This window comes from Agromyces sp. NPDC056965 (genome assembly GCF_042673425.1).
Lineage (GTDB): Bacteria > Actinomycetota > Actinomycetes > Actinomycetales > Microbacteriaceae > Agromyces.
Map to the genome: position 1 here is coordinate 13,461 of NZ_JBHURI010000012.1, position 25,181 is coordinate 38,641.

The 25,181-nt window shown below is 70.7% G+C and carries 25 protein-coding genes and 1 tRNA gene; 11 read left to right on the top strand and 15 right to left on the bottom strand.

The genetic code is table 11. From position 1 onward, the window contains the following. Positions 1-7 precede the first annotated feature (7 nt). Positions 8-280 (bottom strand): multidrug ABC transporter ATPase, encoded by a 273-nt coding sequence (locus tag ACFTQE_RS04680; protein ID WP_375838273.1) that lies wholly within the window; start codon positions 278-280, stop codon positions 8-10. Positions 281-389: 109 nt separating this feature from the next. Here ACFTQE_RS04680 and ACFTQE_RS04685 point away from each other — a divergent pair, with 109 nt between their 5' ends. Beyond that, positions 390-770 (top strand): cold-shock protein, encoded by a 381-nt coding sequence (locus ACFTQE_RS04685; protein WP_375838274.1) that lies wholly within the window; start codon positions 390-392, stop codon positions 768-770. Continuing rightward, positions 763-1,476, top strand: a complete 714-nt coding sequence (locus tag ACFTQE_RS04690) for a DUF3027 domain-containing protein (protein WP_376923975.1) — start codon at positions 763-765, stop codon at positions 1,474-1,476. The genes ACFTQE_RS04685 and ACFTQE_RS04690 overlap by 8 nt, the downstream gene beginning before the upstream one ends. Here ACFTQE_RS04690 and ACFTQE_RS04695 read toward each other — a convergent pair. Together ACFTQE_RS04695 and serC are read right to left on the bottom strand one after the other, a co-directional pair. Further along, positions 1,449-1,715 (bottom strand): DUF2530 domain-containing protein, encoded by a 267-nt coding sequence (locus ACFTQE_RS04695; RefSeq protein WP_376923976.1) that lies wholly within the window; start codon positions 1,713-1,715, stop codon positions 1,449-1,451. The two genes, ACFTQE_RS04690 and ACFTQE_RS04695, sit on opposite strands and share 28 nt — an antisense overlap. 5 nt (positions 1,716-1,720) lie before the next feature. Continuing rightward, complete coding sequence (gene serC / locus ACFTQE_RS04700) at positions 1,721-2,836, bottom strand: phosphoserine transaminase (protein ID WP_376923977.1); 1,116 nt, start codon at positions 2,834-2,836, stop codon at positions 1,721-1,723. Between the two features lie 70 nt (positions 2,837-2,906). Here serC and ACFTQE_RS04705 point away from each other — a divergent pair, with 70 nt between their 5' ends. Together ACFTQE_RS04705 and ACFTQE_RS04710 are read left to right on the top strand one after the other, a co-directional pair. Continuing rightward, positions 2,907-3,599, top strand: coding sequence for a metal-dependent transcriptional regulator (locus ACFTQE_RS04705; protein ID WP_376923978.1), 693 nt, complete (start codon positions 2,907-2,909; stop codon positions 3,597-3,599). A 204-nt stretch (positions 3,600-3,803) separates the two neighbouring features. Beyond that, positions 3,804-4,649 carry a C40 family peptidase gene (locus ACFTQE_RS04710; protein WP_376923979.1) on the top strand — a complete coding sequence of 282 codons (846 nt, stop codon included), beginning with the start codon at positions 3,804-3,806 and terminating at the stop codon, positions 4,647-4,649. On the opposite strand, the gene ACFTQE_RS04715 is transcribed toward ACFTQE_RS04710, so the two are convergent. Continuing rightward, complete coding sequence (locus ACFTQE_RS04715; protein WP_376923980.1) at positions 4,625-4,939, bottom strand: hypothetical protein; 315 nt, start codon at positions 4,937-4,939, stop codon at positions 4,625-4,627. The genes ACFTQE_RS04710 and ACFTQE_RS04715 overlap by 25 nt on opposite strands. A gap of 74 nt (positions 4,940-5,013) precedes the next feature. Here ACFTQE_RS04715 and ACFTQE_RS04720 point away from each other — a divergent pair, with 74 nt between their 5' ends. From ACFTQE_RS04720 to ACFTQE_RS04730, 3 genes are all read left to right on the top strand, one after another. Beyond that, positions 5,014-5,511: an HNH endonuclease gene (locus ACFTQE_RS04720; protein ID WP_376923981.1), complete on the top strand. Its 498-nt coding sequence runs from the start codon at positions 5,014-5,016 to the stop codon at positions 5,509-5,511. A 114-nt stretch (positions 5,512-5,625) separates the two neighbouring features. Continuing rightward, positions 5,626-6,738, top strand: a complete 1,113-nt coding sequence (locus tag ACFTQE_RS04725) for a hypothetical protein (protein WP_376923982.1) — start codon at positions 5,626-5,628, stop codon at positions 6,736-6,738. A gap of 312 nt (positions 6,739-7,050) precedes the next feature. Then, positions 7,051-7,791, top strand: coding sequence for a CHAP domain-containing protein (locus ACFTQE_RS04730; RefSeq protein ID WP_376923983.1), 741 nt, complete (start codon positions 7,051-7,053; stop codon positions 7,789-7,791). Between the two features lie 68 nt (positions 7,792-7,859). Here ACFTQE_RS04730 and ACFTQE_RS04735 read toward each other — a convergent pair whose 3' ends face one another. Further along, positions 7,860-8,900 (bottom strand): lactonase family protein, encoded by a 1,041-nt coding sequence (locus tag ACFTQE_RS04735; protein WP_376923984.1) that lies wholly within the window; start codon positions 8,898-8,900, stop codon positions 7,860-7,862. Between the two features lie 91 nt (positions 8,901-8,991). On the opposite strand from ACFTQE_RS04735, the gene ACFTQE_RS04740 reads away from it, so the two are divergent. Then, positions 8,992-9,066 (top strand) — tRNA-Arg (locus tag ACFTQE_RS04740). A 2-nt stretch (positions 9,067-9,068) separates the two neighbouring features. Here the strand turns inward: ACFTQE_RS04740 and ACFTQE_RS04745 are convergent. From ACFTQE_RS04745 to ACFTQE_RS04760, 4 genes are all read right to left on the bottom strand, one after another. Continuing rightward, a complete protein-coding gene (locus ACFTQE_RS04745; protein WP_376923985.1) occupies positions 9,069-12,476 on the bottom strand; it encodes an SNF2-related protein in 3,408 nt (1,135 codons plus the stop codon). Between the two features lie 79 nt (positions 12,477-12,555). Continuing rightward, a complete protein-coding gene (locus tag ACFTQE_RS04750; protein ID WP_376923986.1) occupies positions 12,556-13,251 on the bottom strand; it encodes a TMEM175 family protein in 696 nt (231 codons plus the stop codon). 19 nt (positions 13,252-13,270) lie between these two features. Further along, entirely contained in the window at positions 13,271-14,317 is a 1,047-nt protein-coding gene (locus ACFTQE_RS04755; protein WP_376923987.1) for an ATP-dependent DNA ligase, read from the bottom strand. 140 nt (positions 14,318-14,457) lie between these two features. Beyond that, positions 14,458-14,973, bottom strand: a complete 516-nt coding sequence (locus ACFTQE_RS04760; RefSeq protein WP_375838288.1) for an Lrp/AsnC family transcriptional regulator — start codon at positions 14,971-14,973, stop codon at positions 14,458-14,460. Positions 14,974-15,119: 146 nt separating this feature from the next. On the opposite strand from ACFTQE_RS04760, the gene ald reads away from it, so the two are divergent. Continuing rightward, positions 15,120-16,217, top strand: a complete 1,098-nt coding sequence (gene ald / locus ACFTQE_RS04765; protein ID WP_376923988.1) for an alanine dehydrogenase — start codon at positions 15,120-15,122, stop codon at positions 16,215-16,217. 85 nt (positions 16,218-16,302) lie between these two features. Here ald and ACFTQE_RS04770 read toward each other — a convergent pair whose 3' ends face one another. The 3 genes from ACFTQE_RS04770 to ACFTQE_RS04780 all read right to left on the bottom strand — a co-directional run bounded on the left by ACFTQE_RS04770 (position 16,303) and on the right by ACFTQE_RS04780 (position 18,684). Continuing rightward, positions 16,303-16,596, bottom strand: a complete 294-nt coding sequence (locus tag ACFTQE_RS04770) for a metal-sensitive transcriptional regulator (RefSeq protein ID WP_376923989.1) — start codon at positions 16,594-16,596, stop codon at positions 16,303-16,305. Beyond that, the gene (locus ACFTQE_RS04775) at positions 16,593-16,901 is read right to left on the bottom strand and encodes a rhodanese-like domain-containing protein (RefSeq protein WP_376923990.1); all 309 of its coding nucleotides are present in this window, start codon (positions 16,899-16,901) and stop codon (positions 16,593-16,595) included. The genes ACFTQE_RS04770 and ACFTQE_RS04775 overlap by 4 nt, the downstream gene beginning before the upstream one ends. 61 nt (positions 16,902-16,962) lie before the next feature. Then, positions 16,963-18,684 carry an FAD-dependent oxidoreductase gene (locus ACFTQE_RS04780; RefSeq protein ID WP_376923991.1) on the bottom strand — a complete coding sequence of 574 codons (1,722 nt, stop codon included), beginning with the start codon at positions 18,682-18,684 and terminating at the stop codon, positions 16,963-16,965. Between the two features lie 96 nt (positions 18,685-18,780). Here ACFTQE_RS04780 and ACFTQE_RS04785 point away from each other — a divergent pair, with 96 nt between their 5' ends. Continuing rightward, positions 18,781-22,554, top strand: a complete 3,774-nt coding sequence (locus ACFTQE_RS04785) for an AAA family ATPase (RefSeq protein WP_376923992.1) — start codon at positions 18,781-18,783, stop codon at positions 22,552-22,554. 210 nt (positions 22,555-22,764) lie between these two features. Here ACFTQE_RS04785 and mscL read toward each other — a convergent pair whose 3' ends face one another. The 3 genes from mscL to ACFTQE_RS04800 all read right to left on the bottom strand — a co-directional run bounded on the left by mscL (position 22,765) and on the right by ACFTQE_RS04800 (position 24,216). Next, positions 22,765-23,181 (bottom strand): large conductance mechanosensitive channel protein MscL, encoded by a 417-nt coding sequence (gene mscL, locus ACFTQE_RS04790; protein WP_376923993.1) that lies wholly within the window; start codon positions 23,179-23,181, stop codon positions 22,765-22,767. A gap of 83 nt (positions 23,182-23,264) precedes the next feature. Continuing rightward, positions 23,265-23,594, bottom strand: coding sequence for an FmdB family zinc ribbon protein (locus ACFTQE_RS04795; protein WP_376923994.1), 330 nt, complete (start codon positions 23,592-23,594; stop codon positions 23,265-23,267). A 43-nt stretch (positions 23,595-23,637) separates the two neighbouring features. Beyond that, complete coding sequence (locus ACFTQE_RS04800) at positions 23,638-24,216, bottom strand: 5-formyltetrahydrofolate cyclo-ligase (protein WP_376923995.1); 579 nt, start codon at positions 24,214-24,216, stop codon at positions 23,638-23,640. Between the two features lie 63 nt (positions 24,217-24,279). Between ACFTQE_RS04800 and galU the strand changes: the two genes are divergently transcribed. Then, positions 24,280-25,179: a UTP--glucose-1-phosphate uridylyltransferase GalU gene (gene galU / locus ACFTQE_RS04805; RefSeq protein ID WP_376923996.1), complete on the top strand. Its 900-nt coding sequence runs from the start codon at positions 24,280-24,282 to the stop codon at positions 25,177-25,179. Positions 25,180-25,181 lie beyond the last annotated feature (2 nt).

Genomic DNA, 25,181 nt, shown 5'->3' on the forward strand with positions numbered 1-25,181 from the left:
TCTCCGATCAGCTCGATCCGGATCGAGCTGATCGGCCCCGCCGGACGCCGTTGACGATGAGCAGGATGATGAGGAGCACGAAGGCGATCGGCAGCCCGAACCAGGGCAGCATCGTGACGACGGCCCAGACTCCCGAGCCCATCTCGCGGACGTCGACGCCGGACATCGTGCCGATCATCACGGCGAAGAAGCAGATGATGGAGAGACCGACGATGGCGGCGAACATGTACGCGAGGACGCGTTCGGCGCGATTGTCGGTGATGGGGCCGGAATCGCTCACCCTCCCAGAATAGGCCAGACGACCCGCTCTCGGGTGTCCCGGCAATAGACTGGGCCGTGGACGGCGCTGTGGTTTCAGCGCGCCTGCAGACATGAGCGAGGTTCATACGATGCCCACCGGCAAGGTCAAGTTCTACGACGAGGAAAAGGGATTCGGCTTCATCAGCTCCGATGACGGCCAGGAGGTCTTCCTCCACGCATCCGCGCTTCCCGCCGGCGCGACCGTGCGGGCGGGCAGCCGACTCGAGTTCGGTGTCGCAGAGGGCAAGCGCGGCGCGCAGGCGCTGTCGGTGCGCGTGCTCGACACGCCCGTGAGCCTCACCAAGATCAACCGCAAGCCGGCCGATGACATGGCGATCATCGTCGAGGACGTCGTGAAGGTGCTCGACGGAATCGGCGCCGACCTCCGCCGCGGCCGGTACCCCGAGAAGTCGAAGGCACGCACGGTTGCCGCAGTGCTGCGCAAGGTGGCAGACGATCTCGATGCCTGAGACGACGGAACCCGAGCAGGCCGAAGCCGTGCCGACGGAGGTCGAGCAGGCCGACGTCGAGCAGGCGGAAGCAGCGTCCACCGAGCCCGAGGTCGCTCCGGTCGTCGTGGCCGACGAGGTGCTCCTGTCATCGGTCGATTTGGCTCGACGTGCACTGCTCGAGGTCACCGCTCCCGAGACGGTCGGATCCGTCGTCGGGCACCTCGTCGAGGGGGAGCACGTGCTGACGCTGCTCTTCGCCTCGGACCTCAGCGGCTACCCGGGCTGGCACTGGAGCGTCACGCTGTCGCGGTTCGACGACACGGCGGAGCCGACCGTGCTCGAGACCGAGCTCATGCCCGGCGAGACCGCGCTGCTCGCACCCGACTGGGTGCCGTGGTCGGAGCGACTGGCCGACTACCGCGCAGCGCAAGAGGCGGTCGCCGCCGCCGGTGGCGCCGACGACGACGACGATGAGCGTGCCGACGGCGACGAGCTCGACGACGAGCACGACGATGACGACGAGCACGACGATGACGACGACGAGTTCGACGGCATCGACATCGATGCGCTCGGCGCGGTCGAAGACACGGATGACTCGGAGGAGGACGACTCGGAGGACGACTCCGACGAGGACGACTCCGACGAGGACGACTCCGACGAGGACGACTCCGACGAGGACGACTCGGACGACGACGATCAGTCGGTCGAGCGCTCCGCCGACTGATCGACGCGACGCCGGATCACCTGCACCGCCGCGAGCCCGATGAGGCCGAGCACGACGCCGGTGATCGCGGCCACCGTGAACCAGCCGAGGCCGGCCGACTCGAGCGGCTCACGGAACACGAGGCACGCGACGAGTGCGATGCCCCACGCGAGCGTGCCGGCGAGCACCGCCTTGCGGCCGTCGGCCCGCGCGGGCACCGGGTCGGGACGTCGTTCGTCGTCGCTGAGCCACAGCCGCATCGGAATCAGCCGATCTGCGAGAGCACGTAGTCGATCGAAGCCGTGAGCGCCCGCACATCGTCGGGCTCGATCGCGGTGAAGGTCGCGACGCGCAGCTGGTTGCGGCCGAGCTTGCGGTACGGCTCGGTGTCGACGATGCCGTTCGCACGGAGCACCGAGGCGAGCGCCGCGGCATCCGTCGACTCGTCGAAGTCGATCGTCACGACGACCTGCGAGCGGTGCGCGGGGTCGGCGACGAACGGGGTCGCGATCGAGGTGCGCTCGGCCCAGTCGTAGAGCACCGACGACGACTCGCGGGTGCGGGCGTCGGCCCAGGCGAGGCCGCCGGAGCCGTTCATCCACTCGAGCTGGTTCTCGAGCAGCAGCAGGGTCGCGAGGGCGGGGGTGTTCAGCGTCTGGTTCAGTCGCGAGTTGTCGACCGCGTTCTTCAGCGACAGGAACTCGGGGATGTACCGTCCGCTCGCCGCGACGCGCTCGACGCGCTCGATCGCCGCAGGCGAGAGGAGTGCGAACCAGATTCCGCCGTCGGAGGCGAAGTTCTTCTGCGGGGCGAAGTAGTAGACGTCGAACTGCGAGGGGTCGACCTGGATGCCGCCCGCAGCGCTCGTGGCGTCGATGACGGTGAGCGCGCCCTCGTCGCCGGCCACGCGGGTGACCGGGGCCATCACGCCCGTGGAGGTCTCGTTCTGCGGCCAGGCGTAGACGTCGACGCCGGCGAGCGCCGACGGCTCGGCGCGCGACCCGGGCTCGGCCTTGCGCACGTCGGGCGCCTGCAGCCAGGGTGCTGCCGCGGCCGCGGCGAACTTCGCGCCGAACTCGCCGAACGAGGCGAGCTGGGCGCGCTCCTCGATCAGGCCGAACGCCGCGGCATCCCAGAACGCGGTCGATCCGCCGTTGCCGAGCACGACCTCGTAGCCGTCGGGGAGGGTGAAGAGCTCCGAGAGGCCGGTGCGAACGCGTCCGACGAGCTGCTTGACCGGCGCCTGGCGGTGCGAGGTGCCGAGGATCGACGGGCCGACTGCGGCGAGATGCGCGAGCTGCTCGGGGCGCACCTTGGAGGGTCCGCATCCGAATCGGCCGTCGGCGGGCAGCAGGTCACTGGGAATCACGATGCTCGGCATGGGTCGAGTCTAGTGATCGGGTGCCGCCCGGTAGGCTGGACGACGGGCTGTGACAACGGGAGGATGGCGCGTGACCGACCTGATCGACACCACGGAGATGTATCTCCGCACGATCCTCGATCTCGAGGAGGAGAACATCGTGCCGCTGCGCGCACGGATCTCCGAACGACTCGGTCATTCAGGGCCGACCGTCTCCCAGACCGTGGCCCGCATGGAACGCGACGGACTCGTCGTGGTCTCCGGAGACCGGCACCTCGAGCTCACCTCCGACGGCCGCTCCAAGGCCGTGCACGTCATGCGCAAGCATCGTCTCGCCGAGCGACTGCTCGCCGACGTCATCGGGCTCGAGTGGGAGTTCGTCCACGACGAGGCCTGCCGCTGGGAGCACGTGATGAGCGAGCAGGTCGAGCGCCGCCTCATCGAGATCCTCGGCGGCCCTCGCGAGTCGCCCTACGGCAACCCCATTCCCGGACTCGAGGAACTCGGGCTTCCGCCAGCAGACGCCTTCATGGAGGGTGTCGTCAACCTCGTCGAAGCCGTCGAGGCGAGCGACGCGCCCGTGCGCGGCGTGCTCCGCCGGCTGGGCGAGCCCGTGCAGTTCGATCCCGAGCTCCTGAGCCAGATGAAGCAGGCCGGGGTCGTGCCCGGTGCCATCGCGACGTTCAGCCGTGCAGGCGGCTACGTGCTCGTCGTCGTCGACGGCGTCGAGGGCGGCCTCGAGCTGCCGACCGAAGTCGCGAGCCACCTCTTCATCGCCAAATAGCCTGATCAGCGCCACGCCGTGACCAGAATGTGACATTCGGGCACTCCTCGCGTAGTCTCATTCGAGTCCGCCGGCGAGAAGCCAGTCGGGGGACCAGGGTCGAGACGCCTCCCAAGCCCACCGCTCGATCAAGTACCCGTAGGCGCCCGCGTGCGCATCCGGTGGGATGACATCCGTTGTCATGGGGCGACGGAGGTACACATTTTGGCTCGATTCTCACGGCGACGGCTCACCAGGAACCCCGCCCGCGGAGCTGCGACGAAGGCGATCATCGCCGCGAAAGCACCCGTTTCCCCCACTTCCCCCCAGCCTGATGCCGCGGCTCGCGTCGCGTCGACGCTGCCGTCGACGCGTCGACTGCGGCGTGGCCCGGTCGCGAACGTGCTCGTGATGGCGGTGTCGGCGGGCATCGTCGGCACGCTCGCGATCCCGGCATACGCGTTCGCGCCCGGCTCGACCGGTCCGCAGTTCGCGCAGACCGACGTGACGAAGCTGACCAAGGCCCAGGCGCAGTCGGTCGAGGTGACCGACGACGTCATCGCCGCCCCGGTGACGGCCGACGGCTACGACACCGTCACCGGCGCCGAGCTGCAGGCGGCCGCCGAGGCCGAAGCCGCGCGGGTCGCTGCTGAGCAGGCCATGACGTCGTACGCCGCGTCGTACTCGGGCCCGTCGGTCGGCGACTTCCTCGCCAACCCGCCGTACCCGAACTTCGACCTCGCGAGCGTCTACAGCGTCGCCACGCAGTACACCGGCGTCCCCTACGTCTACGGTGGCGCCACGCCGGCCGGCTTCGACTGCTCGGGCTTCGTGATGTACGTCTACGCGCAGTTCGGCGTCAGCATGCCCCACTCCTCGGCCGGTCAGGGGGCCATGGGCACCCGCATCTCCGAGGCCGACGCCCAGCCCGGCGACCTCGTGATCATGCCGGGTCACGACGGCTTCTACGCCGGAAACGGCATGATCCTGCACGCGCCCTACGAAGGCGCATCCGTTCGTGTGCAGCCCATCTGGACGAGCGACTACTACATCGTGCGCATCGGCATCTGATCGATGAACATCGCGTGACTCCACGCGTGAATGGCGCGCCGGAAGTTCCCGGCGCGCCATTCGTGTTCTAACCTGAGACCCTGACGATCCGAGAGATCCGGGCAGGGGAAGCCGATGGGCCAGTCGTGCAGCATCCATTCCACGGATGCGCGCGCGCACTTCGACCATCGGCGCAGCAGTCGAACGAGCACCACCCGGGCCCATGCTCCGACGGGCACTGTCATCACGACGGTGCCCGTTCTCTGTTCTCCGGGCTCCTCGAGCCACCGCGATCCGGTGTTGCCCGCCATCGCCCGACGTCCTCTCGGACCGCCGATCCGTTCACGCGGCTGGAAGCCATCCAGCACCGATCGAAAGGCACTCCATGCGCACCCTCGTGCTCAACGCGGGCTATGAGCCGCTCGCCGTCGTCTCCTTCAAGCGGGCGCTGCTCCTCGTCATGAATCACAAGGCCACCGTCATCCAGCACGACGTCGGGAACCCCGTCTGCGCCGCGAACGGATCGTGGCAGCGACCGAGCGTCATCCTCCTGACACGGTACGTGCGCGCTCCTCGGCTGAATCAGGCGCCGGTGAGCCGGCGAGGGGTGCTCCGACGTGACGACCACGCGTGCGCGTACTGCGCCCGGCCGGCGGCGACGATCGACCACGTGCTTCCGCGTTCGAGGGGAGGGCGGGACACCTGGGAGAACCTCGTCGCCTGCTGCCTTCGCTGCAACAACACGAAGAGCGACCGCACGCCGGCCGAGATGGGATGGGAGCTCCGGTTCACGCCCGGGCGCCCGACCGGGCGCAACTGGGTGGCGCGCGGGTTCGAACGACCGCTCCCGCAGTGGGACGAGTACCTCGCGACGGCGGCCTGACCCGGTCGTCCGGCAGGTCGGGCGCGGCTTCTTCCCTCGCGGGCGCGGCGGGTCTACGCTGCCGATCGGGAGCTCGTTTCGGCTCCGCCGGTGCGGACGTGCAGGAGGATCGGAATGGTTGAATCATCGGCTCTCGCGCAGATGCTGCGGCACCCCGCTCGGAGCGCAGAGGCCAAGGAGTCCTCGGCCCTCCTCGTCGGAGCGGCGGCGTTCGCCGTCGGCGGCCTCATCGGCCTGTTCGTCTTCTGGGACCGCGACGTTCCGATCGCCGGTCAGGGGTCGATCGGCGTCTACGCGGCGATCGGCGGCGGCATCGCCGCGCTCGTCGCGTTCGTGTTCGGGTGCATGGTGCGCCGCTCCCGTGCCCGCACGGCGCCGGGGTTCCGGCAGCGCCTGCACTGGTTCGACGTCGCCGCCCTGGCGCTCGCACTCGGCGTCATCGCCCTCCTCGGCTGGACCGGGTTGGCGTCCCTGCTCAGCGAGAGCTTCGTCGGCGCCCTCGTCTACGGGTTCCCGGCTGCAGTCCTCGGCGGGGTCGCGATGGCGGTCTCGGCCTACATGGCCTATCTCTCGGCGGTGAACCTCACGCCGATGCTGCTCTCGCTCGTGCTCGCGTTGTTCCTCGCCGTCGGGGCGCTCGCGAGCATGCTGAGCGCGACCGATCCGCTCTGGTGGCAGAAGAACCTCAGCACGCTCGGCATCAGCGACGACGTCTCGGCTATGGCGTTCAACCTGACGCTCGTGATCGCCGGTGTGATGGTGACGACCATCGCGCACTACGCGACATCGTTCCTTCCCGCCCTCAGCCCCGCCGAGCGACGGGGCCGGAACCTCGTGCGCCTGGGCCTGATCGTCATCGGAATCCTGCTCGCCTGCGTCGGCATCTTCCCCGTCGACGAGTTCCTCGGCCTGCACAACCTCTCGGCGACGGGCATGGCGATCGTGTACGTGGTCATGGTGCTGAGCCTGCACGCGCTGCTGCCGACGATGCCGAAGGTGTTCATCGTGCTCGGGTACGTCTACGTCGGCGTCATCGTGGTGCTCGCAGCATTCTTCATCAGCGGGTACTACAACCTCACCGCCGTCGAACTGATCGTCGCCGTGCTGGTCTTCAGCTGGGTCATCGTCTTCCTGCGCAACACGGGCGCGGTGGAACAGGGCGACGGCGGGCCGCAGCTCCCGCACGATGACGGGCAGGCCGTGACAAAGACGCGAGCTGTGCCCTAAGGTGAAACGAGTCCGGCGTCCCCGAGTCGCCGGCACACCCGAGAAGCCACTCCATTCCCGGGCTGCACTGCGGCCTCGGAACGGTGCCCGGAGGTCCAACTGTTGAACGGTGACGAGACGAACGACGCATCGGAGCGCCCGCGCTCCTCGCGCCGATCGGCCGACCGAGGTCGAGCGCGACGAAGCGCCCCAGCCGAGCGACGACGCTCGAAGCAGGCGAAGGGTCGAGCGGATGCCGCGGCATCCGTCCCGGCCGCACCGGGTTCCTCAGCGACAGCCGATGTCGCCGCAGCCGTCACCCGTGCGCCTCGCATGCCCACCCGCCGCAACGGCCCGCTCCGCGTCTTCTCGACGATGCTCGTGGTGCCGGCGATCGTCGGCACCGTTGCGCTGCCGGCGTACGCGTTCATGCCGGGCGGCGAGACGTTCGGGGCATCCGGCACCTTCAGCCTTTCGCGAGCCGAAGCGCAAGACGTCGAGGTCTCCTCGCTCGTGAGCGGTGCTCCGCTGTCGACCGAGGCCTACACGGTCGAGACGAAGGCCGAGATCGAGGCCGCGGCCCTCGACCAGGAGGAGCGAGACAAGGCCGCATGGGCGGCCAACCTCGCGTCGCGCGGCTCCGGCAGCTACGCCATCTACACGGTCAAGGCCGAGGGCGACGACTACCCCTGGTGGGACCAGACGCCCGACGACTACGGCGGAGGGCTGTCGCCGCTGCGGTACTACTTCCGCGAGTGCGTCGACTTCGTGGCCTGGCGCATGAACCGCGATGCCGGCGTCACGAGCGCCCCCTGGAAATGGGACTGGTCGAACCTCGCCTCGGGCAGTGCCTACGCGTGGGCCGACGCCTGGGCGAGCAAGGGATGGCCGACCTCGAGCGAACCGGTCATCGGCGCGGTCGCGTGGTTCCCGTACAACCACGTCGCCTACGTGCAGTCGATCAACGCCGACGGAAGCGTGAACATCGAGGAGTACAACCAGAACTCCGACCACTCGTACCATCGCCGTACGATTCCGGCGGGTTCCGCGCTGTACCTCTACCCGCCGGGCTAGCCCCGACGTCGTCGTCCGGCGCGGTCCGTCGAGCCGCCCCGGTCCCGAGACCGCTCGGCCCGCGACCGCTAGGCCCGCGCCAGGCAGGCCGGCGCCGGCGTCTCGACGACACCCACGACGCGCACCGGCACGCCGACCTCATCGAGCGCGACGACGGCGATCGAGTCCGAACCCTGGTCGGCGACGAGCGCGAACCGTTCGTCGTGCGTCAGCTCGAGATCGCGCGGATGCCGCCCGCCCGTCGCGATCGTCGCGACGAGTTCGAGCGTGCGCGCCTCGGGGTCGAGCCGCATGGCGCGCAGCGCGTCGGCGTCTCGATCGCCGATGAGCACGATGCCGCCGCGGGTCAGCCGGATCGCCGAGCAGCCGAGCCCGCGCGGCTCGACGTCGTCGCCGATCGAGAACCACGCCACCTCACGACCCTCGGCGAGGTCGATGATGCTCGCCGTGCGGTCGAGTTCGTTCGCGGTGACGGCGAGGTCGCCGGCGATCACGAGGTGCCGGGGGCCCGCGCCGGCGTGCACGACGATGTCGCGCTGCTCGTCGTGGCCGAGGGCTTCGGGGAGCGCGTCGAGCGCGAGCACGCGCACGCGATCGGAGCCGAGGTCGGGCACGAGCAGCTGGTCCCGTGCCGTGTCGAGCACCGCCTGATGGGGGTGCGACGACTCCTGGCGCTCCCGGTTCGGGCCCGAGCCGGAGAAGTCTGCGCTGAGGGCGACGTCGGCCGGGGCATCCGGAGCCGCGTGGTGCACCGAGACCCGCGCGCCCGAGTAGTTCGCCGCGAAGACCAGGCCGCCGGCCTCGTCGAAGGCGAGGTGGCAGGGATCGGCGGCTCCGGTGGCGCCCACCAGCCCGAAGGGCGCGAGCGTGTCGCCCTCGAACGTCCACGTCGAGACGCGGCCCTCGGCGAGCTCGTGCACGATGCCGAGCACGCCCGTCGCAGCTGAGACGGCGAGGAACATGGGGTTCGGGCCGACGTCGACGGGTTCGCCGAGCGTTGCGGCGCCGTCGGCCGCGATATCGAGCGAGCGGATGCCGCGCGCCGCAGTGCCGAGCGCACCGACCGTCGACGCGCCCACCCAGAACCTCGTGCCCGTCGACCCGCTCATGCCGCTCCGTTCTGCGGCACCGCCGCGATTCGCCGACGCTCGCGCGCCGCAGAACACGCTACCGCGCGGCAGGTAGACTCTGATGCGGCCAGCCTCTGTAGCTCAATGGAAGAGCAACTCCGTCCTAAGGAGCAGGTTGGGGGTTCGAGTCCCTCCAGGGGCACCAGTTCAGCCGCCGATCAGGCCCCTGATGTCGTCGGCGGTGAGCGTCTCGCTGAAGAGCTCGCCGTCGTCCATGAGCGACGAGACGAGCTTCGCCTTGCGGGCCTTCAGCGCCATCACCTTCTCCTCGATCGTGCCCTCCGCGACCATGCGGTAGACGTTCACCGACTTCGACTGGCCGATGCGGTGCGCCCGGTCGACGGCCTGCGCCTCGCTCGCGGGGTTCCACCACGGGTCGAGCAGGAACACGTAGTCGGCCTCGGTGAGGTTCAGGCCGAAGCCGCCGGCCTTCAGGCTGATCAGGAACACGGGTGCATCGCCCTCGCGGAACCGCGCGATGACGTCGGCACGCTTCGTCGTCGCGCCGTCGAGGTACGCGTACGGCACCCCGGCCGCCTCGAGTCGCGCTGCGGCGATCTGCAGGAACGAGGTGAACTGGCTGAACACGAGCGCACGGTGCCCCTCTGCAACGACCTCGTCGAGCTGGTCGAACAGGGCGTCGAGCTTGGCAGACGGCACCTCGGCGTACTGCTCCGAATCGATGAGCGCCGCATGCAGGCTCAGCATGCGGAGCAGGGTGAGCGAGCGGAACACCGTGAAGCGGTTGCGATCGAGGTCGTCGATGAGGCCGAGCAGCTTCTGCCGCTCGAGCTGCAGGAACGCGTCGTAGACCCGCTGGTGCTCGGGGTCGAGCTGGACGGTCAGCACCTGCTCCTGCTTCGGCGGCAGCTCGGGCGCGACGACGTCCTTCGTGCGGCGCAGCATGAACGGGCGGATGCGCCGGCGCAGCGTGGCCAGGCGCTCGGCGTTGTGGTCGTTCTCGATCGGCCGGGCGAAGCGCTCGGCGAAGCCGCGGGCCGAGGGGAAGAGCCCGGGCGCGACGATCTTCAGCAGCGCCCACAGTTCCATGAGGTTGTTCTCGACGGGCGTGCCGGTGACGGCCAGGCGGAACGGTGCACGGATGTCGCGTGCGGCGGCATTCGCCTTCGACGAGTGGTTCTTCACGAACTGCGCCTCGTCGAGCACGAGCCCGGCCCAGTCGAAGCCGGCGAACTCGGGGGCGTCGAGGCGCAGGATCGCGTAGCTCGTCACGACGATGTCGGCGCGCGCCGCGACATCCGCGAGCCGTGCGCCGCTGGCCGCCCTCGTGGCGGTGACCGTCTCGACGCGCAGGCCGGGCACGAAGCGCGTGGCCTCTGCCGCCCAGTTCGAGACGACCGAGGTCGGCGCCACGACCAGGAACGGGCGACGCTCGCCCTCGGCGGCGGTCTCATGGGCGTGTGCGATGAGCGCGAGCGTCTGCGCGGTCTTGCCGAGGCCCATGTCGTCGGCGAGGATGCCGCCGAGCCCGTGTCGGTGCAGGAAGGCGAGCCAGCGGAAGCCGGCGAGCTGGTACGGCCGCAGCTCCATCGCGAGACCGGCGGGCGGGGCGATCTCCTCCACGCCGTCGGCGGCCCGGAGGCCGGCGACGGTGTCGCGCCATGCCACCGCCGTCTCCGACTGGTCGGCGAGGTCCTCGAACTCGGCCCAGAGGCTCGTCTGGTAGCGGCTGATCCGCAGGCCGGCCTCCCACTCGCGGAGCGAGCCGGCCTCCTCGATGAGTTCGCGCAGCGGGTCGAACACCGGTTGCTTCAGCGACAGGTAGCTGCCGTCGACGAGGAGGAGCTTCGCCCGCCCCTTCGCGAGCGCGCTGAACAGCGGCCCGAACGGCACCCGCTTGCCCTCGACCGTGACGACGACGCCGAGGTCGAACCAGTCGGTGCGATCGCTCTCGACCGTGGTGACGGTGAGCGTCGGCGCCTCGACGAGCTCGCGGTACGCGGGGGGATCCCCGACGACGTCGATCCGCAGCCGTTCGAGCTCCTGCAGGCGCGGCACGAGACGGGCCGTGAACTCCGCGCTCGCGAGGCCGCGCAGCTCCGCCTCAGGGCGGAGCCTCGGCTCGGTGCCGGGGGCGACCGCCGGCAGGCCGGCCGGGTCGTCGGCGAGCAGTGCGGCAGCGGATGCCGCGACGAGCCGCTCCCGCTCGGGATCGTGGAACTCGGCGTCGGGGGCGTCGAGGGCGAACCTGCGCCCGCCGTCGGCCTCCCACTGCCACTCGAGTCGCACGACGTGGTTCGGCTCGTGGTGCATGGTCGCCACGAGCGTCGCGGGTGGCAGCTCGGGCAGCGCGAAGCTGCCGTCGCCGCTCGCGAGGCGCAGCGATCGTGCGAGCGCCGGGTACTGCTCGTCGACGAAGGCCTCGACCTCTGCGGCGGGAACGATGATCGGTGCACGCCGCCGCACCGCGGCGCGGCCGGCGGGGGTGAGCGGCGCTGCGAGCGGTGCGAGGGTGATCGTGCCGTCCAGGAAGTCGAAGGCGTAGACGCCGTGGTCTCCGATGAGCCGCACGAGCTCGGTCGGGTAGCTGCGCCCGCCGACGGCGACCGACGGGGCGAGCACGAGGTCGGTGTCGGGCGACGCGGCCGCATCTGACGCGGCATCCGTGTCCGCCTCGTGCTCCTCGTCCGCACCGGGCGCGACCGCTGCGAGCCGTGCGTCGAGCCCGATCACCGCGGGCCGTGCGATGTCGATCACCGTGCGCGCCGTGCCGCCGACGAGCGCGATGCCGAGTCGCGGCGCGGCGTCGAGCAGGGCCCACAGCGTGCGGCTCTCGTACTCGTCGAGCGAGATCCACGCGGAGCCGTACTCGGCGAATGCGGAGTGCCTCGTGCCCTTCAGCAGCGAGAACTCGGCGAACCAACGCGCCTGCGCGGGGTCGAACCCGCCGGCGCGACCCTGGAAGCCGACGTTCTGCCAGGTCAGGCTGCCCTTGATCCAGCCGCCGCGGCTGCCGCGCGTCACCGGGCGCACGGCGAGGCGATCGACCGATGCCGCCGACGACGCCGGTTCGTCGCGGGCCGTCTGGCGGGCGCTGGCCTTGCGGGAGACCCGTTCGCGCAGTTCGAACTGGAGCGCGAGCGGCTGGCGGATCGCCGCGTCGTCCGCGGGTTCGGAGGAGCCCTGCGCGATGCCGGCGAGTGCCGCGAGCTCTCCGCGCCATCCGGTCGCCGCCGCGCTCGCCGCGTCGCGGGCCTCGAGGCCGGCGGCGTCGGCCTGCTCGCGCTTGTGGCGTTCGGCCGCGGCGATCAGGGTGGCTGCGACGTGCTTGCAGTTGCGACCGACCGGGCACGTGCACGCGCCCGCGAGGATCGTCGCCCGCCCCGGCATGCCGAGGTCGAGCTTCACGGTCGAGCGGTACGGTTCGGGCGCGGTGCCTCGCACGTCGGCGCTCAACCGGAAGTGGGCGGGGTCCCAGTCCAGCGAGACGACGGCACCGGCGCGCTCGGCGGTGCGGCCGCGGCTCAGGTTCAGCGGACCGACGAACCTCGCGATCGCGAGTTCCTCCACGAACGGGTACGTGTCGACGGGCATCCTTCAATCGTCGCACCCCGCGAGGGTCGGAATGCACACGTCGGGCTCGTGCGCAGGGCCCGACGAGGCATCCGGGCGCTCAGGCGGCGCCCCGACCCGACGGATGCGACGCCGCCGACGCCTGGATGCGCGCGATGCGCCGTGTCGACCACCGCCCGCTGAGCGGGCCGACGACGATGAGGAGCGCCCACGTGTACCGGGCCCAGTCGGTGCCGAAGAGGTAGGCGACCGGGATCGAGGCGAGGAAGACGGCCGGCGTCATGAGGGTGTCGATGAACTTCACCGTGTCGGCGCGCCGCGGAAGCGGGTCGCGGAGCACTCCGTCGCGGCGGGCGACGAAGAAGACCGCCGACTGCGCGAGCACGGCGACGCTGATGTTCAGCGCGTAGACCGTCACGGTCAGCGGCTCGTCGGCCAGGGCGAGGTCGCTGACGCCCTGGGTCGAGAAGGGGATCAGCACGACGAAGGCGATCGCCACGAGGTTCGCCGTGATGACCGCGGGAGTGATCGCGCCGAACCCCGCGACGATCCGGTGGTTGGCGCGCCAGAACACGGCGATCACGGCGAAGCTGACGCCGAACCCGAGCAGTTGCCAGCCGAGGCCGCTCGCGAGGAGGGTCGACATGCTCTGCCACTCCGACGCGTCGGGCGGATCGATGTTCACGACGAGGATGGTCAGGGCGATCGCATAGACCGCATCGAGGAACGCGAAGGTTCGCGCGAACTCGACGCTCTCACGTTCGTAGCGGTGCGCAGTGGGGGTCGCCGAGCTCACGTTCCTGCCGCCCTTCGCCTCAGCCGAGCACGTCGTCGAGGTCGTACGCGACCGGCCGCTCGATCTGCTCGAAGGTGCACGAGCGCGGCTCGCGGTCGGGCCGCCATCGTTCGAACTGCGCCGTGTGGCGGAACCGGTCGCCTTCGAGCTGGTCGTAGCGCACCTCGGCGACGAGCTCCGGCCGCAGTTGCACGAACGACACGTCGCGGCCCGATGAGAATCGACTGCGCTCCGTCTCGCCGGTGACCATCGCGCCGTCGTCGCCGCGCACGACGTAGGGCGCGAGCTCGTCGATGAGCTCGAGCCGCCGTGCATTGCTGAACGCCGACATGCCGCCGACGTTGCGGAGCCGCCCCTCGTCGTCGTAGAGGCCGAGCAGGATCGAGCCGACACCGCTGCCCGAGGCGTGGATGCGGTAGCCGAGCGCGACCACGTCGGCGGTGCGGTGGTGCTTCGCCTTCAGCATCACGCGCTTGCCGGGGGAGTAGGGCGCGGCGAGCGGCTTGGCGACGACGCCGTCGAGTCCGGCGCCCTCGAACTCCTCGAGCCAGCGTCGGGCGAGCGAGACGTCCGTCGTGATGCGGGTCAGCCTGATCGGGTCGCCGATGTCGCCGACGAGGCGTTCGAGCGCTGCCCGTCGCTCCGAGAACGGCCGATCGAGCAGCGAGACGCCGTCGGACTCGATCAGGTCGAATGCCACGAACATCGCCGGGGTCTCGCGTGCGAGCAGCTCGACCCGGCTCGCGGCGGGGTGGATGCGCTGCGACAACGCCTCCCAGTCGAGCCGCGCCTGGCCGGTGCGGGCCGTCGAGATCACGATCTCGCCGTCGAGCACGCACGGCACCGGCAGGAGGCGCGTGAACGCCTCGACGAGCTCGGGGAAGTACCGGGTGAGCGGCTTCGCCCCCCGGCTGCCGATCTCGACGTCCTCGCCGTCGAACGAGACGATGCCGCGGAAGCCGTCCCATTTCGGCTCGTAGGCGAGACCGCCGTCGACCGAGTCGGGGTCGGGCACGCCGGGAACGGCCTTGGCGAGCATGGGGGCGACGATCTCGTTGGGCGCCATGGCCTCAACGATATTGCGGGATGCCTCAGCTGGCGAGAGCGGGCGGCTGAGATCACCGGCGCCGAACGATAGAACCGGGATGCCCCGGCTGGCGAGAGCGCGAGGCATCCGCTGCCCGGCGTTGAGACCAGAGGCCCGCCTCAGATCACGGCGCGCAGGCCGGCTGACAACGCCGTGTGGTGCTCGAAGACGAGGTTCGTCTCGGTGAGGGCGACCGCCGGGTTCGCCGAGAGGTTCTTCAGCACGAACTGGCGCACGTGGTCGCTGTCGCGGACGCGCACGTGGATGAGGAAGTCCTCGGATCCGCCGAGGAAGAAGAGCTGGGAGACCTCGGGCTGCGTTCGGAGTTCGTCGGAGATCTGCTCCATGAGGTGCCGGGCGCCCGGCCGGATGCGTACGCTCACGAGCGCCTGCAGGTGGTACCCGAGCGCTGCGGGATCGATCTCGGCGGTGTAGCGCACGATGACGCCGCGTTCGCGGAGCGACCGCACGCGCGCCAGGCACGTGGAGGGCGAGACCCCGACCGCCCGGGCGAGGTCGACGTTGGGGATGCGCGCGTTCTCGTGGAGCCGGGCGATGATCTGGCGGTCGATCGCGTCGAGCACGACCGGTGTGGGCTCCGCACCGGGTGCGCTGATCTGCGGTGCATCGGGCATCGAGACATCCTTGATTCGAATGAGTGCGGCGGATATCGCCATTCTATCGAATTCTGTGCGGTTGATCTGTCGGAGTGGCGAACAAGCGGCGAGAATTGTGCCACTTGTCACCACGACATTCGGACCACAGCAACGGAGCAAACCCCATGCGCATCGGCGTGCCTGCAGAGATCAAGAACAACGAGTTCCGCGTCGCGATGACGCCCGCGGGCGTGCACGCGCTCGCCGGTCGCGGCCACGAGGTCGCCATCCAGGCCGGCGCCGGCACGGGTGCCGGGTACCTCGACGCCGAGTACGCCGAGGCCGGCGCGACGATCGTCGCGACCGCCGCTGAGGCGTGGGCGGCCGACCTCGTGCTGAAGGTCAAGGAGCCGATCGCGGCCGAGTACGGATTCCTCCGCACCGACCTCACGCTCTTCACCTACCTCCACCTCGCGGCCGACCTGCCGCTGACCCGGGCGATCCTCGACTCGGGCGTCACCGCGATCGCCTACGAGACGGTGCAGCTCGCCGACCGGTCGCTGCCGCTGCTCACCCCCATGAGCGAGGTCGCCGGCCGTCTCGCTCCGCAGGTCGGCGCGGCCGAGCTGCTCGCCTCGAAGGGCGGGCGCGGGGTGCTGCTCGCGGGTGTTCCCGGCACCTCGCCCGCCAAGGTCGTCGTCATCGGCGGCGGCGTCGCGGGCGAGCAGGCCGCGGCCACCGCGCTGGGCCTCGGCGCCGACGTCACCGTGTTCGACATCTCGCTGCCGAAGCTGCGCGAGATCGATGCGCGCTACGACCACCGCATCCACACGCTCGCCTCGTCGCCGTACGAGATCGCGCGGCAGCTGAAGGACGCCGACCTCGTCGTCGGCGCCGTGCTCGTTCCCGGTGCGGCCGCGCCGAAGGTCGTCAGCGACGCCATGGTCGCCGCGATGAAGCCGGGCTCGGTTCTCGTCGACATCGCGATCGACCAGGGCGGATGCTTCGAGGGCTCGCGCCCGACGACGCACGCCGACCCGACCTTCCGGGTGCACGACGCGATCTACTACTGCGTCGCCAACATGCCCGGTGCGGTGCCCGCGACGTCGACGCCCGCGCTCACGAACGCGACGCTGCCGTACACGCTGAAGATCGCCGACCTCGGCTGGGAGGCCGCGCTCGCCGCAGACCCCGCGCTCGCCAAGGGCCTGAACGCGACCGCCGGCAAGCTCACGAACGAGGGCGTCGCCGCGGCGCACGGCCTCGAGCTCGCATCGATCTGATCTGATCCGGGACCGCAGCGGCGTGCCTCCGGGCCGCCGCCGCGGCGTCCGGTCGTGCGTGCTGCTGCGGTCTCGGCAGACGCGCTCAGGAGAGCGTGAGGAAGAGCTTCTCGAGTTCGTCGACGCTGAGGCGCTCCGAGGCATCCGTGGTCGGCGACTCGTCGGGCTCGGCGAGGCACTCGCGCATCGCGGTCGAGATGACCGCGAAGCCGGCCTTGTCGAGGGCGCTCGAGACCGCGGAGAGCTGGGTGACGACCGTGCGGCAGTCGGCGCCGGACTCGACCGCGTCGATGACGGCGTTGAGCTGACCCCGCGCACGCTTCAGGCGGTTGGCGATCCGGCGCTGCGCGTCGGCCTTGGACTCGGTCGTGGTCGTCATGATGCGCCGCCGAGCGAGACGGGGAGTCCCGCCCGGTGCCACGCGACGATGCCGCCGTCGATGTTGACGGCGTCGACGCCGCGGCTCTCGAGGTACTGCGCGGCCTGTGCGCTCCGACCGCCGGCGTGGCAGAGCACGTACACGGTCGTGTCGCTCGGCACCTCGGCGACGCGTTCGACGAGTTCGCCGAGCGGGATGTCGAGCGTGCCCTCGATGCGGGCCTGGGCGAGTTCGTTCGGCTCTCGCACGTCGAGGATGACGGCGTCGGTGATCGCGTGGACGTCGTTCGGGGTGATGGATCGCATCTGGGCTCCTGTTTCGGTGTCTGGTCGATGCCGGTGAGGGCAGTGGGTGGGGGTGCGGGGTTCAGGCGGCGAGCGGCAGCTCGGCGAGCGCCCTGGCGCGCCGGCCGTCGCGCCAGGTGAGGTAGCCGCCGTCGAGGTTCACGACGTCGTGGCCGAGCACGGCGAGCAGACGGGCGGCAGTGTGCGCGCCCTGCCCGACGCGGCACTGCACGACGACGCGGCGGCCCGCGAACTCGGCGTGACGCTCGCGGAGCGATTCGACCGGGATCCAGCGGGAACCGGGGATGCGCCCCTCGGCGAGCTGCGCCTCGGCGCGCACGTCGAGGAGCACGGCGCCCGTGGCCAGCTCGTGTTCGAGTTCGTGCCACTGGATGACTCGGTCCTCGCCGCTCGCGAGATTGCGCGCGACGTAGCCGAGCATGTTGATCGGGTCCTTCGCCGATCCGTACTGCGGCGCGTACGCGAGCTCGAGATCGGCGAGAGCGGATGCCGCGAGGCCGATGCTCATCGCCGTGGCGATGACGTCGATGCGCTTGTCGACGCCGTCGGTGCCGACGGCCTGCGCCCCGAGGATGCGGTCGTCGTGGGCGTCGATCACGAGCTTCAGCGAGAGCGGCGCTGCGCCGGGGTAGTACGTGGCGTGGGAGAAGGGATGGGTGTGGATGACGCGGACCTCGCGACCGCGTTCGCGGGCGACGCGCTCCGACCAGCCGACGCTCGCGGCCGTGAGGCCGGCCGCATCGACGATCGACGTCCCGAGCGCGGGCCGTGACGGGGCCTCCGTTCCCGCGATCGTGTCGGCGACGGCGCGTCCGTGGCGGTTCGCCAGGCCGGCGAGGGTCGTCAGCGTGCCGGTGCCGTCGTTCGCGTCGCGCTTCTCCGCGGCGTCGCCGATCGCGAAGATCGCCGGGTCGCTCGTGCGATGGAAGGCGTCGACCGCGATACCGCCGCTCGCGCCGATCGCGATGCCGGCATCGGCGGCGAGGGATGCCTCGGGCGTCACGCCGATCGCGGTGATCACGAGTGCGGCCGGCAGCCGGCTGCCGTCGCCGAGCAGCACGTGGTCGGCGTCGATCGCGACGACGGGCTGGCCGAGGCGCACGTCGATGCCGAGTCCGACGAGGTGGTCGGCGATGGGCGACGCCATCTCCTCGTCGAGTTCGGCGAGCAGGTGCGCGCCGCGCTGCACGAGCGCGACGTCGAGTCCCCGGCGGAGCAGGTTGTCGGCCATCTCGATGCCGATGAACCCGCCGCCGATGACCACGACCGGGCCGGAGGCCGGCATCGCGTCGAGGTCGGCCATGATCCGGTCGAGGTCGTCGAGGGTGCGGAGCGTGCGCACCGGGGCATCCGTCGACGTGTTCGCGAGCCGACGTGGTGCCGCACCGGGGGAGAGCACGAGCTCGTCGTAGCGGATCTCCGACGTCGTGTCGTCGTCGAGCCTGCGCACCGTGACGGTCCTGGCCGCCCGGTCGATCGCGACGGCCTCGTGCCGCACCCGCGCGTCGATGCGGAATCGCGCCGCGAGCCGCTCCGGCGACTGCAGCGACAGGGCGTCTCGATCGGCGATCACGCCGGACACGTGGTAGGGCAGGCCGCAGTTCGCGAACGAGACCTCGCTGCTGCGCTCGAGCACGATGATCTCGCGTTCCTCGTCGAGTCGCCGCAGGCGTGTCGCGGCGGACATGCCCCCGGCGACGCCGCCGACGACGACCGTCGTGCGGGGTGCGGTCGCGGGGGACTCGGACGTTGCGGAAGGGCTCTCGGGCAGTGCTGGACTCACCCGGGCGACGGTAGCACAATACCCTGGGGGTATCGAAAGAGCTCCGGACGCGGCGATGCTCCGAGGAATCCGCGTGATTCCACGTATGGTGTCGGTGTGCGGCGGCTCGATCGGAATCACGACGAGGAGGACATCCTCGACCCCGAGGTCGATGCTGCCGCCGAGAACCTCACCCCGGAGCATATGCGACACGACATCACGAGCCCCGATGGATTGAGCCTCGGCGACCCCGACCTCGTCGCGGGCAACGTCGCCGAACCCGCGTGGCGGCGATGGAACTCCGAGCTCGCCGCGGTGGGCGGCCGCTCGCCGCTCGCCCGCTTCGTCGACACCCCGCACACCCGCATCGAGCTCTCCACGACGCATCCCGGTGGCCTGCCGCAGTTCATCACCGGCAAGTCCACCCTGCTCTCGAGCCTCATCCGCGACGAGCTCGCGCTCCGCAACGCGAGGCTCGCCGCAGCCGAGATCACCCAGAAGGGCATCGAGCTGCGCTCGGTTCGCGGCATCGAGTCGGTGCACCTGGCGATCGGCCTCGCCTCCTGGCGCAACGCCGGCGAGGAGTTCCTGGCCCCGGTGCTGCTGCGGCCCCTCGCCATCCGGCGATACGGGCGCGACTTCGAACTGAAGCTCAAGGGGCAGCCGTTCCTGAACCCGGCGCTCGCCCGGGAACTCCGCGAGCAGTTCCAGATCACGCTCGACGCCGACGCGTTCGTGGCCCTCGCGATCACGAACGGCGTCTTCAAGCCGCAGCCCGTCATCGACCGGCTCCGCGGACTCACGAGTCACCTGCCGTGGTTCCACGTGGCGCCGCGCCTCGTCGTCTCCTCGTTCGCCGAGGTCGGCCCCGAGATGGCAGCGGATGCCGCGAAGCTCGACCACCCCGTCATCGACGCGATCGCCGGCAACCCCGCCGCCCGCGCGGCCGTCGTCGCCGCGACCGGCGAGCGGGTGCGCGCGGTGGCGCAGGACGCGCGGCCGCCGTCGACCGACACGCTGCTCCTCGACGCCGACCCCGAGCAGGAGCAGGCGGTCGCCGAGATCGAAGCGGGCACCTCGGTCGTCGTGAAGACGCTGCCCGGCACCGGCGGCACGCAGACGATCGTGAACGCCATCGGCGCGCTCGTCGCGAAGGACAAGCGAGTGCTCGTGGTCGGCGCCCGTCGGGCGAGCCTCGACGGCATCGCGCACCGGCTCGGCCAGGTCGGGCTCGGCGGCGCCGCCGTCACGACCGCCGGGCTCCGCCGCGAGCTGATCCAGTCGATCTCGCGCAACGAGAAGGCCGAGCGGCCCCGGGTCGCCGACGTCGACGACGCGCTCGTGCGGCTCCGCAAGGTGCTGCTCGACTACCGCTCGGCGCTGACCCGCACCGACCCCGAACTGCACGTCTCGGTGCTCGACGCGCTCGGTGAGCTCGCGAGCCTCGCGCTCGTGCCGAACCCGCCGTCGACCACAGCGCGCCTCGACCACGCCGCGCTCGTGGCCGTCGCCGACCGCCGCGAGGAGATCGCGGGCGACCTCGCGCGCGCAGCCGCGCTCGGCGAGTTCCGCTACGGTCCCGGCGATTCGCCCTGGTACGGGGCGTCGTTCACCTCCTCCGACGAGGCGACCGGTGCCCACGAACTCGCGAAACGACTCTCCCGGAGCGATCTGCCGCGCCTCCTCGACCGGGGCCGCGCGCTCATCGCCCAGACCCGGCTGCGCGAGTTCGAGTCGGTCGCCGAGCTCGGCGTCTTCCTGCGATTGCTGCTCGATGTGCGCGAGACGCTCGACCGCTTCCAGCCCTCGGTCTTCGACCGGCCGCTCGGAGAGCTCATCGCCGCGACCTCGTCGCGCCGCGACTCGCCCGGCATGTCGGGCGCCAACCGCAGGCGCCTGCGCCGGCACGCGCTCGAGTTCGTGCGCCCCGGAGTGCACGTCTCCGACCTGAACTCGGCGCTCCGCGGCATCCAGCAGCAGCGCACGCTCTGGCAGCGGTACTCCGATGCCGGCGCGATCCCCGGCGTTCCCGTCGGCATCGACGACGTGCACGTCGCCTACCAGCACGTCGTCGGCGACCTCGCGGCGCTCGATGCGCCGCTCGGCGTCGTCGGCACGTCGCGCCAGCTCGGATCCCGTCCGATCCGGGAGCTCACCTCGGCGCTCGAGGGCCTCGCCGCCGAGTCCGAGGTCCTGACCAACCTGCAGGAGCGCACGGCGGTGCTCGGGCGGCTCCGCGACCTCGGCCTCGACCCGCTGCTGCTCGACCTCGCCAAGCGCCACGTGCCCGAGCGGGCCGTCGCCGCCGAGCTCGAGCTCGCGTGGTGGCAGTCGGTGCTGGAATCGGTGCTCGCACACGAGAAGGCCCTGCTCGGCGCGAACACCTCGGTGCTCGACCGCCTCGAGGGCGACTTCCGGCTCGTCGACGAGGCCCACGCCTCAGCGGCGGGCCCGCTCCTCGCGTGGCGGCTCGCCGAGAACTGGAAGGTCGCGCTCGTCGACCACGCCGACGAGGCCGGACGGCTGAAGCGGATGCTCCGCGGCGACCGGGTGCGACCCGAGACGCTGCAGGCGGAGACGCCGCACCTCTTCCGCGCCCTCGCCCCGATCTGGCTGGCCTCGCCGTACGACGTCGCAGCGATCGACGATTCGATCGGCTTCGACACGGTGATCCTCGTCGACGCGGGCGCCACGAGCATCGCCGAGAACCTCGGCGCCATCCGGCGGGCGAAGCAGGTCGTCGCGTTCGGCGATCCCGTGACCCAGACGCCCACGCTCTTCGAGACGGGCCTCGACGACGTCGAGCAGTCCAGGATCTCGTCGACCGAGCACGGCGTCGACGCCCTGCACGCCGACTCGGCGCTCGCGCGGCTCGGCGAACTGCTGCCGACGCTCACGCTCACCCGCAGCTACCGCGCCGGCGGGGAGGACCTCGCCGAACTCGTCAACAACCGCTTCTACGCGGGGCGCATCTCCTCGCTGCCCTGGGCCGGCAGCTTCCTCGGTCACGGCAGCCTCGGCCTGCACTACGTCGCGGGCAACGGCCTGCCCGACACCGTCACCGGCACCGTCGAGTCGATCGACTCCGAGGTCGCGAAGGTCGTCGAGCTCGTGATGGAGCACGCGGTCAAGCGGCCGCGGGAGTCGCTCATGGTGATCACCGCGAGCACGAAGCACGCCGGGCGCGTGCACCAGTCGGTGCTCGCGGCCTTCGCCAAGCGCACCGACCTCTCGGACTTCATCCTGAAGGACCGCGCCGAGCCGTTCACGGTGCTGACGCTCGAGCAGGCGGTCGCGCAGAGCCGCGACCGGGTGATCTTCTCGGTCGGCTACGGTCGCACCCCGCACGGCCGGCTGCTCTCGAACTTCGGCTCTCTCGGCGAACCGGGCGGAGACCGTCTGCTGGCCGTCGGCATGACCCGCGCCCGCCGTTCGATGGACGTCGTCTCGGCGTTCCGCCCGGAGGACATCGACGAGGACCGGCAGAGCCACGGCGTGCTGGCACTCGCGAACGTGCTCACGCAGACCGAGGAGCGCGCTGCTGGGCCGAGCGCGACGGGGGAGGCGCCCTCGATGCTGCACGACCTCGCCGCGCGGCTCGAGCGCCGCGGCGTGCGGGTCAGCGTCGGCCATCGCGGCCGACTCGCGCTGGCCGCTGCGAACGCGGGCAAGGCGGTCGTCGTCGAGACCGACGACGCGCTCGCCGGACTCAGCCTTCGCGAGTCGCTGCGGCTGCGCCCCGACGTGCTGCGCCGCCTCGGCTGGCACTACCTGCGCGTGCACAGCTTCGAGCTCTTCGGCAACCCCGATGCGGTCGCCTCACGCGTCGCGTCGCTGCTCGGGCGACCCGATGCGGAGCACACCGCGGATGCCGCGGCCGAACGCCGATGACCGAAGAGCCGCGCCAGCGCGTCGAACGCGCCTCCGGTCGGGCGCGCCGTGCGCGTCTCACGCCGGCGCCGGGTTCCGATCCGTCGCCTGAGGCGCCGGTCGATCGCCCGGACGAACCGGCGCGGCCGCCGAAGGGGAAGGCCGGCGCGGGGTCATCCGACGACGAGCGCCTGACCCGCGACCGGCCGCCGCACTGGAGGCAGACCTAGCTCACTCGCGATGGGCGCCGGTGCCACCGGCGCGCTCGGCGAGCAGGTCGCGGATCTGGGCGAGCATGGTGAGCTCGGTCTCGGGCTCTTCGGGGTCGGGCTGACCCGCCTTGCGCTTGGCCTCCGCCCGCTCCTTGAAGTGGTTCATCGGCATCACGAAGACGAAGTAGACGACGGCGGCGACGGCGAGGAACGAGATGATCGCGCCGATGATCGAGCCGTACGCGAAGGTCGCGGGGCCGAGCTGGAACGTCAGCGAATCGAGGCTCTCCGCCTTGAACAGCAGGCTGATCAGCGGGTTGATGAGTCCCTCGACGATGGCGTTCACGACCTGCGTGAAGGCGGCGCCGATGACGACCGCGACCGCGAGGTCGATGACGTTGCCCCGCATGATGAATTCTTTGAAGCCCTTGATCATGGCTCTCCCCCTTGGTCGATGGCGGATCCGAGTTCGGCGGATCCCGGTGTCGTGGGACCGACCGGCACCACGCTAGCCGAAGGTCACTTCGACGATGAAGCGCCGCCGCCGGCCGTGCCGCCGCTCGACGACGAGGAGGAACCCGACGCCGACGACCCGGAGGAGCCGCTGCTGGAGCTCGAGCCCGACGACCCGGACGACCCCGAGGAGCCGGAACCCGATGAACCCGAGCCGCCGCTGCGGGAGTCGGTGCGGTAGAAGCCCGAGCCGTTGAAGGTCACGCCGATCGTGTTGAAGAGCTTGCGAAGCTTGCCGCCGCAGACCTCGCAGACCGTCAGCGTGTCGTCGGTGAAGGCCTGGTGGATGTCGAAGGCGTTGTCGCACTCGGTGCAACGGTAGGAGTACGTGGGCATGGAACTTCTTCCGATCTCGGGTGATTCGCCGGCGCTCGGCCGGTCAGAACGCGATGATGCGCGTGGGCGTCACGATGCCGTTCACGGGCTGGTCGTGCACCTCACGCGGCACGGTCTCGACGAACTCGCTGTCGAAGACCACGGCGTACACCGGAGGACATTTTCCCATCGATCCGAGGGTCTTGTCGAAATAGCCCCTGCCCCACCCGAGGCGCATGCCCGTCGCGTCGATCGCGGCGGCCGGCACGATGATGAGATCGACGTCGTTGATCGCCATCGGGCCGAGCAGTTCGCCGACCGCCTCCGGGGTGCCGTGGAGGCCGAGCGTCTCGGTCTCCTCCTCGCCGACGGTCCAGTCGAGTAGGCCGTCCTCGCGAGTCACCGGGAACAGCACGCGGATGCCCCTGGCCTCGGCCCAGTTCACGAACGGCCGGGTGTTCGGCTCGGTCGGCATCGACAGGTAGCACGAGATCGACTGCGCCTCGGTCGAGCCGATCAGCTCCTCGAGGCGCGCGGTGAAGCCCTCGGTCGCGACGTCGCGCTCGTGCGCCGGCATGTTCCGGCGTCGCTCGCGCAGTTCGGCGCGGAGGATCCGCTTGTCCACATCCGGATCGTCGGGCATGGCACACATCCTATGGCGAGGCGGCCTGAACACCTCGGAGGGGCGGCCGGTACGCTGAGTCGCATGACTCAACGGATCACGAAGGCCGTCATCCCCGCTGCAGGACTCGGCACTCGATTCCTGCCGGCGACGAAGGCGATGCCGAAGGAGATGCTGCCGGTCGTCGACCGGCCCGCCATCCAGTACGTCGTGGAAGAGGCCGTCGAAGCAGGTCTGACGGATGTGCTCATGGTGACCGGACGCAACAAGAACGCGCTCGAGAACCACTTCGACCGCGTCGCCGAACTCGAGGCGACGCTCGAGGCGAAGGGCGACACGGCCAAGCTCGCGAAGGTCAACGAGTCCACCCACCTGGCCGACATGCACTACGTCCGCCAGGGCGACCCGCTCGGCCTCGGACACGCGGTGCTGCGCGCGCGCATGCACGTCGGCAAGGAACCGTTCGCCGTGCTGCTCGGCGACGACATCATCGATGCCCGCGACACGCTGCTGACGCGAATGCTCGACGAGCAGGGCCTTCGGGATGCGTCGATCGTCGCGCTCCTCGAGGTCGACCCCGATTCGATCCACCTGTACGGCGCCGCAGCGGTCGAGGCGACCGACGACCCCGACGTCGTGCGGGTCACGGGCCTCGTCGAGAAGCCGAGCAAAGACGTCGCACCGTCGAACTACGCGGTCATCGGCCGCTACGTGCTGAAGCCCGAGGTGTTCGACATCCTCGAGGACACGCCGCCGGGCAAGGGCGGCGAGATCCAGCTGACCGATGCGCTCATGACCATGGCCGGCGACGTCGAGGGAACCGGCGGCGTCTACGGCGTCGTCTTCCGCGGCCGCCGCTACGACACGGGCGACAAGCTCGACTACATCAAGGCGGTCATCCAGCTCGCCGCGGATCGAGACGACCTCGGGCCGGAACTCCGCCCGTGGCTCATCGAGTACGCGGCAGGACTCGATACAGTCTGAGA

Coding starts and splice junctions, on each gene's coding strand:
- serC (WP_376923977.1), bottom strand. CDS start 2,836: ATGCCGAGCATCGTGATTCCCAGTGACCTGCTGCCCGCCGACGGCCGA.
- ACFTQE_RS04695 (WP_376923976.1), bottom strand. CDS start 1,715: ATGCGGCTGTGGCTCAGCGACGACGAACGACGTCCCGACCCGGTGCCC.
- ACFTQE_RS04725 (WP_376923982.1), top strand. CDS start 5,626: ATGGTTGAATCATCGGCTCTCGCGCAGATGCTGCGGCACCCCGCTCGG.
- ACFTQE_RS04745 (WP_376923985.1), bottom strand. CDS start 12,476: ATGCCCGTCGACACGTACCCGTTCGTGGAGGAACTCGCGATCGCGAGG.
- ACFTQE_RS04760 (WP_375838288.1), bottom strand. CDS start 14,973: ATGCCCGATGCACCGCAGATCAGCGCACCCGGTGCGGAGCCCACACCG.
- ACFTQE_RS04795 (WP_376923994.1), bottom strand. CDS start 23,594: ATGCCCACGTACTCCTACCGTTGCACCGAGTGCGACAACGCCTTCGAC.
- ACFTQE_RS04775 (WP_376923990.1), bottom strand. CDS start 16,901: ATGCGATCCATCACCCCGAACGACGTCCACGCGATCACCGACGCCGTC.
- ACFTQE_RS04730 (WP_376923983.1), top strand. CDS start 7,051: ATGCCCACCCGCCGCAACGGCCCGCTCCGCGTCTTCTCGACGATGCTC.
- galU (WP_376923996.1), top strand. CDS start 24,280: ATGACTCAACGGATCACGAAGGCCGTCATCCCCGCTGCAGGACTCGGC.
- ACFTQE_RS04715 (WP_376923980.1), bottom strand. CDS start 4,939: ATGGCGGGCAACACCGGATCGCGGTGGCTCGAGGAGCCCGGAGAACAG.
- ACFTQE_RS04735 (WP_376923984.1), bottom strand. CDS start 8,900: ATGAGCGGGTCGACGGGCACGAGGTTCTGGGTGGGCGCGTCGACGGTC.
- ACFTQE_RS04720 (WP_376923981.1), top strand. CDS start 5,014: ATGCGCACCCTCGTGCTCAACGCGGGCTATGAGCCGCTCGCCGTCGTC.
- ACFTQE_RS04800 (WP_376923995.1), bottom strand. CDS start 24,216: ATGCCCGACGATCCGGATGTGGACAAGCGGATCCTCCGCGCCGAACTG.
- ACFTQE_RS04755 (WP_376923987.1), bottom strand. CDS start 14,317: ATGGCGCCCAACGAGATCGTCGCCCCCATGCTCGCCAAGGCCGTTCCC.
- ACFTQE_RS04770 (WP_376923989.1), bottom strand. CDS start 16,596: ATGACGACCACGACCGAGTCCAAGGCCGACGCGCAGCGCCGGATCGCC.
- ACFTQE_RS04690 (WP_376923975.1), top strand. CDS start 763: ATGCCTGAGACGACGGAACCCGAGCAGGCCGAAGCCGTGCCGACGGAG.
- mscL (WP_376923993.1), bottom strand. CDS start 23,181: ATGATCAAGGGCTTCAAAGAATTCATCATGCGGGGCAACGTCATCGAC.
- ald (WP_376923988.1), top strand. CDS start 15,120: ATGCGCATCGGCGTGCCTGCAGAGATCAAGAACAACGAGTTCCGCGTC.
- ACFTQE_RS04685 (WP_375838274.1), top strand. CDS start 390: ATGCCCACCGGCAAGGTCAAGTTCTACGACGAGGAAAAGGGATTCGGC.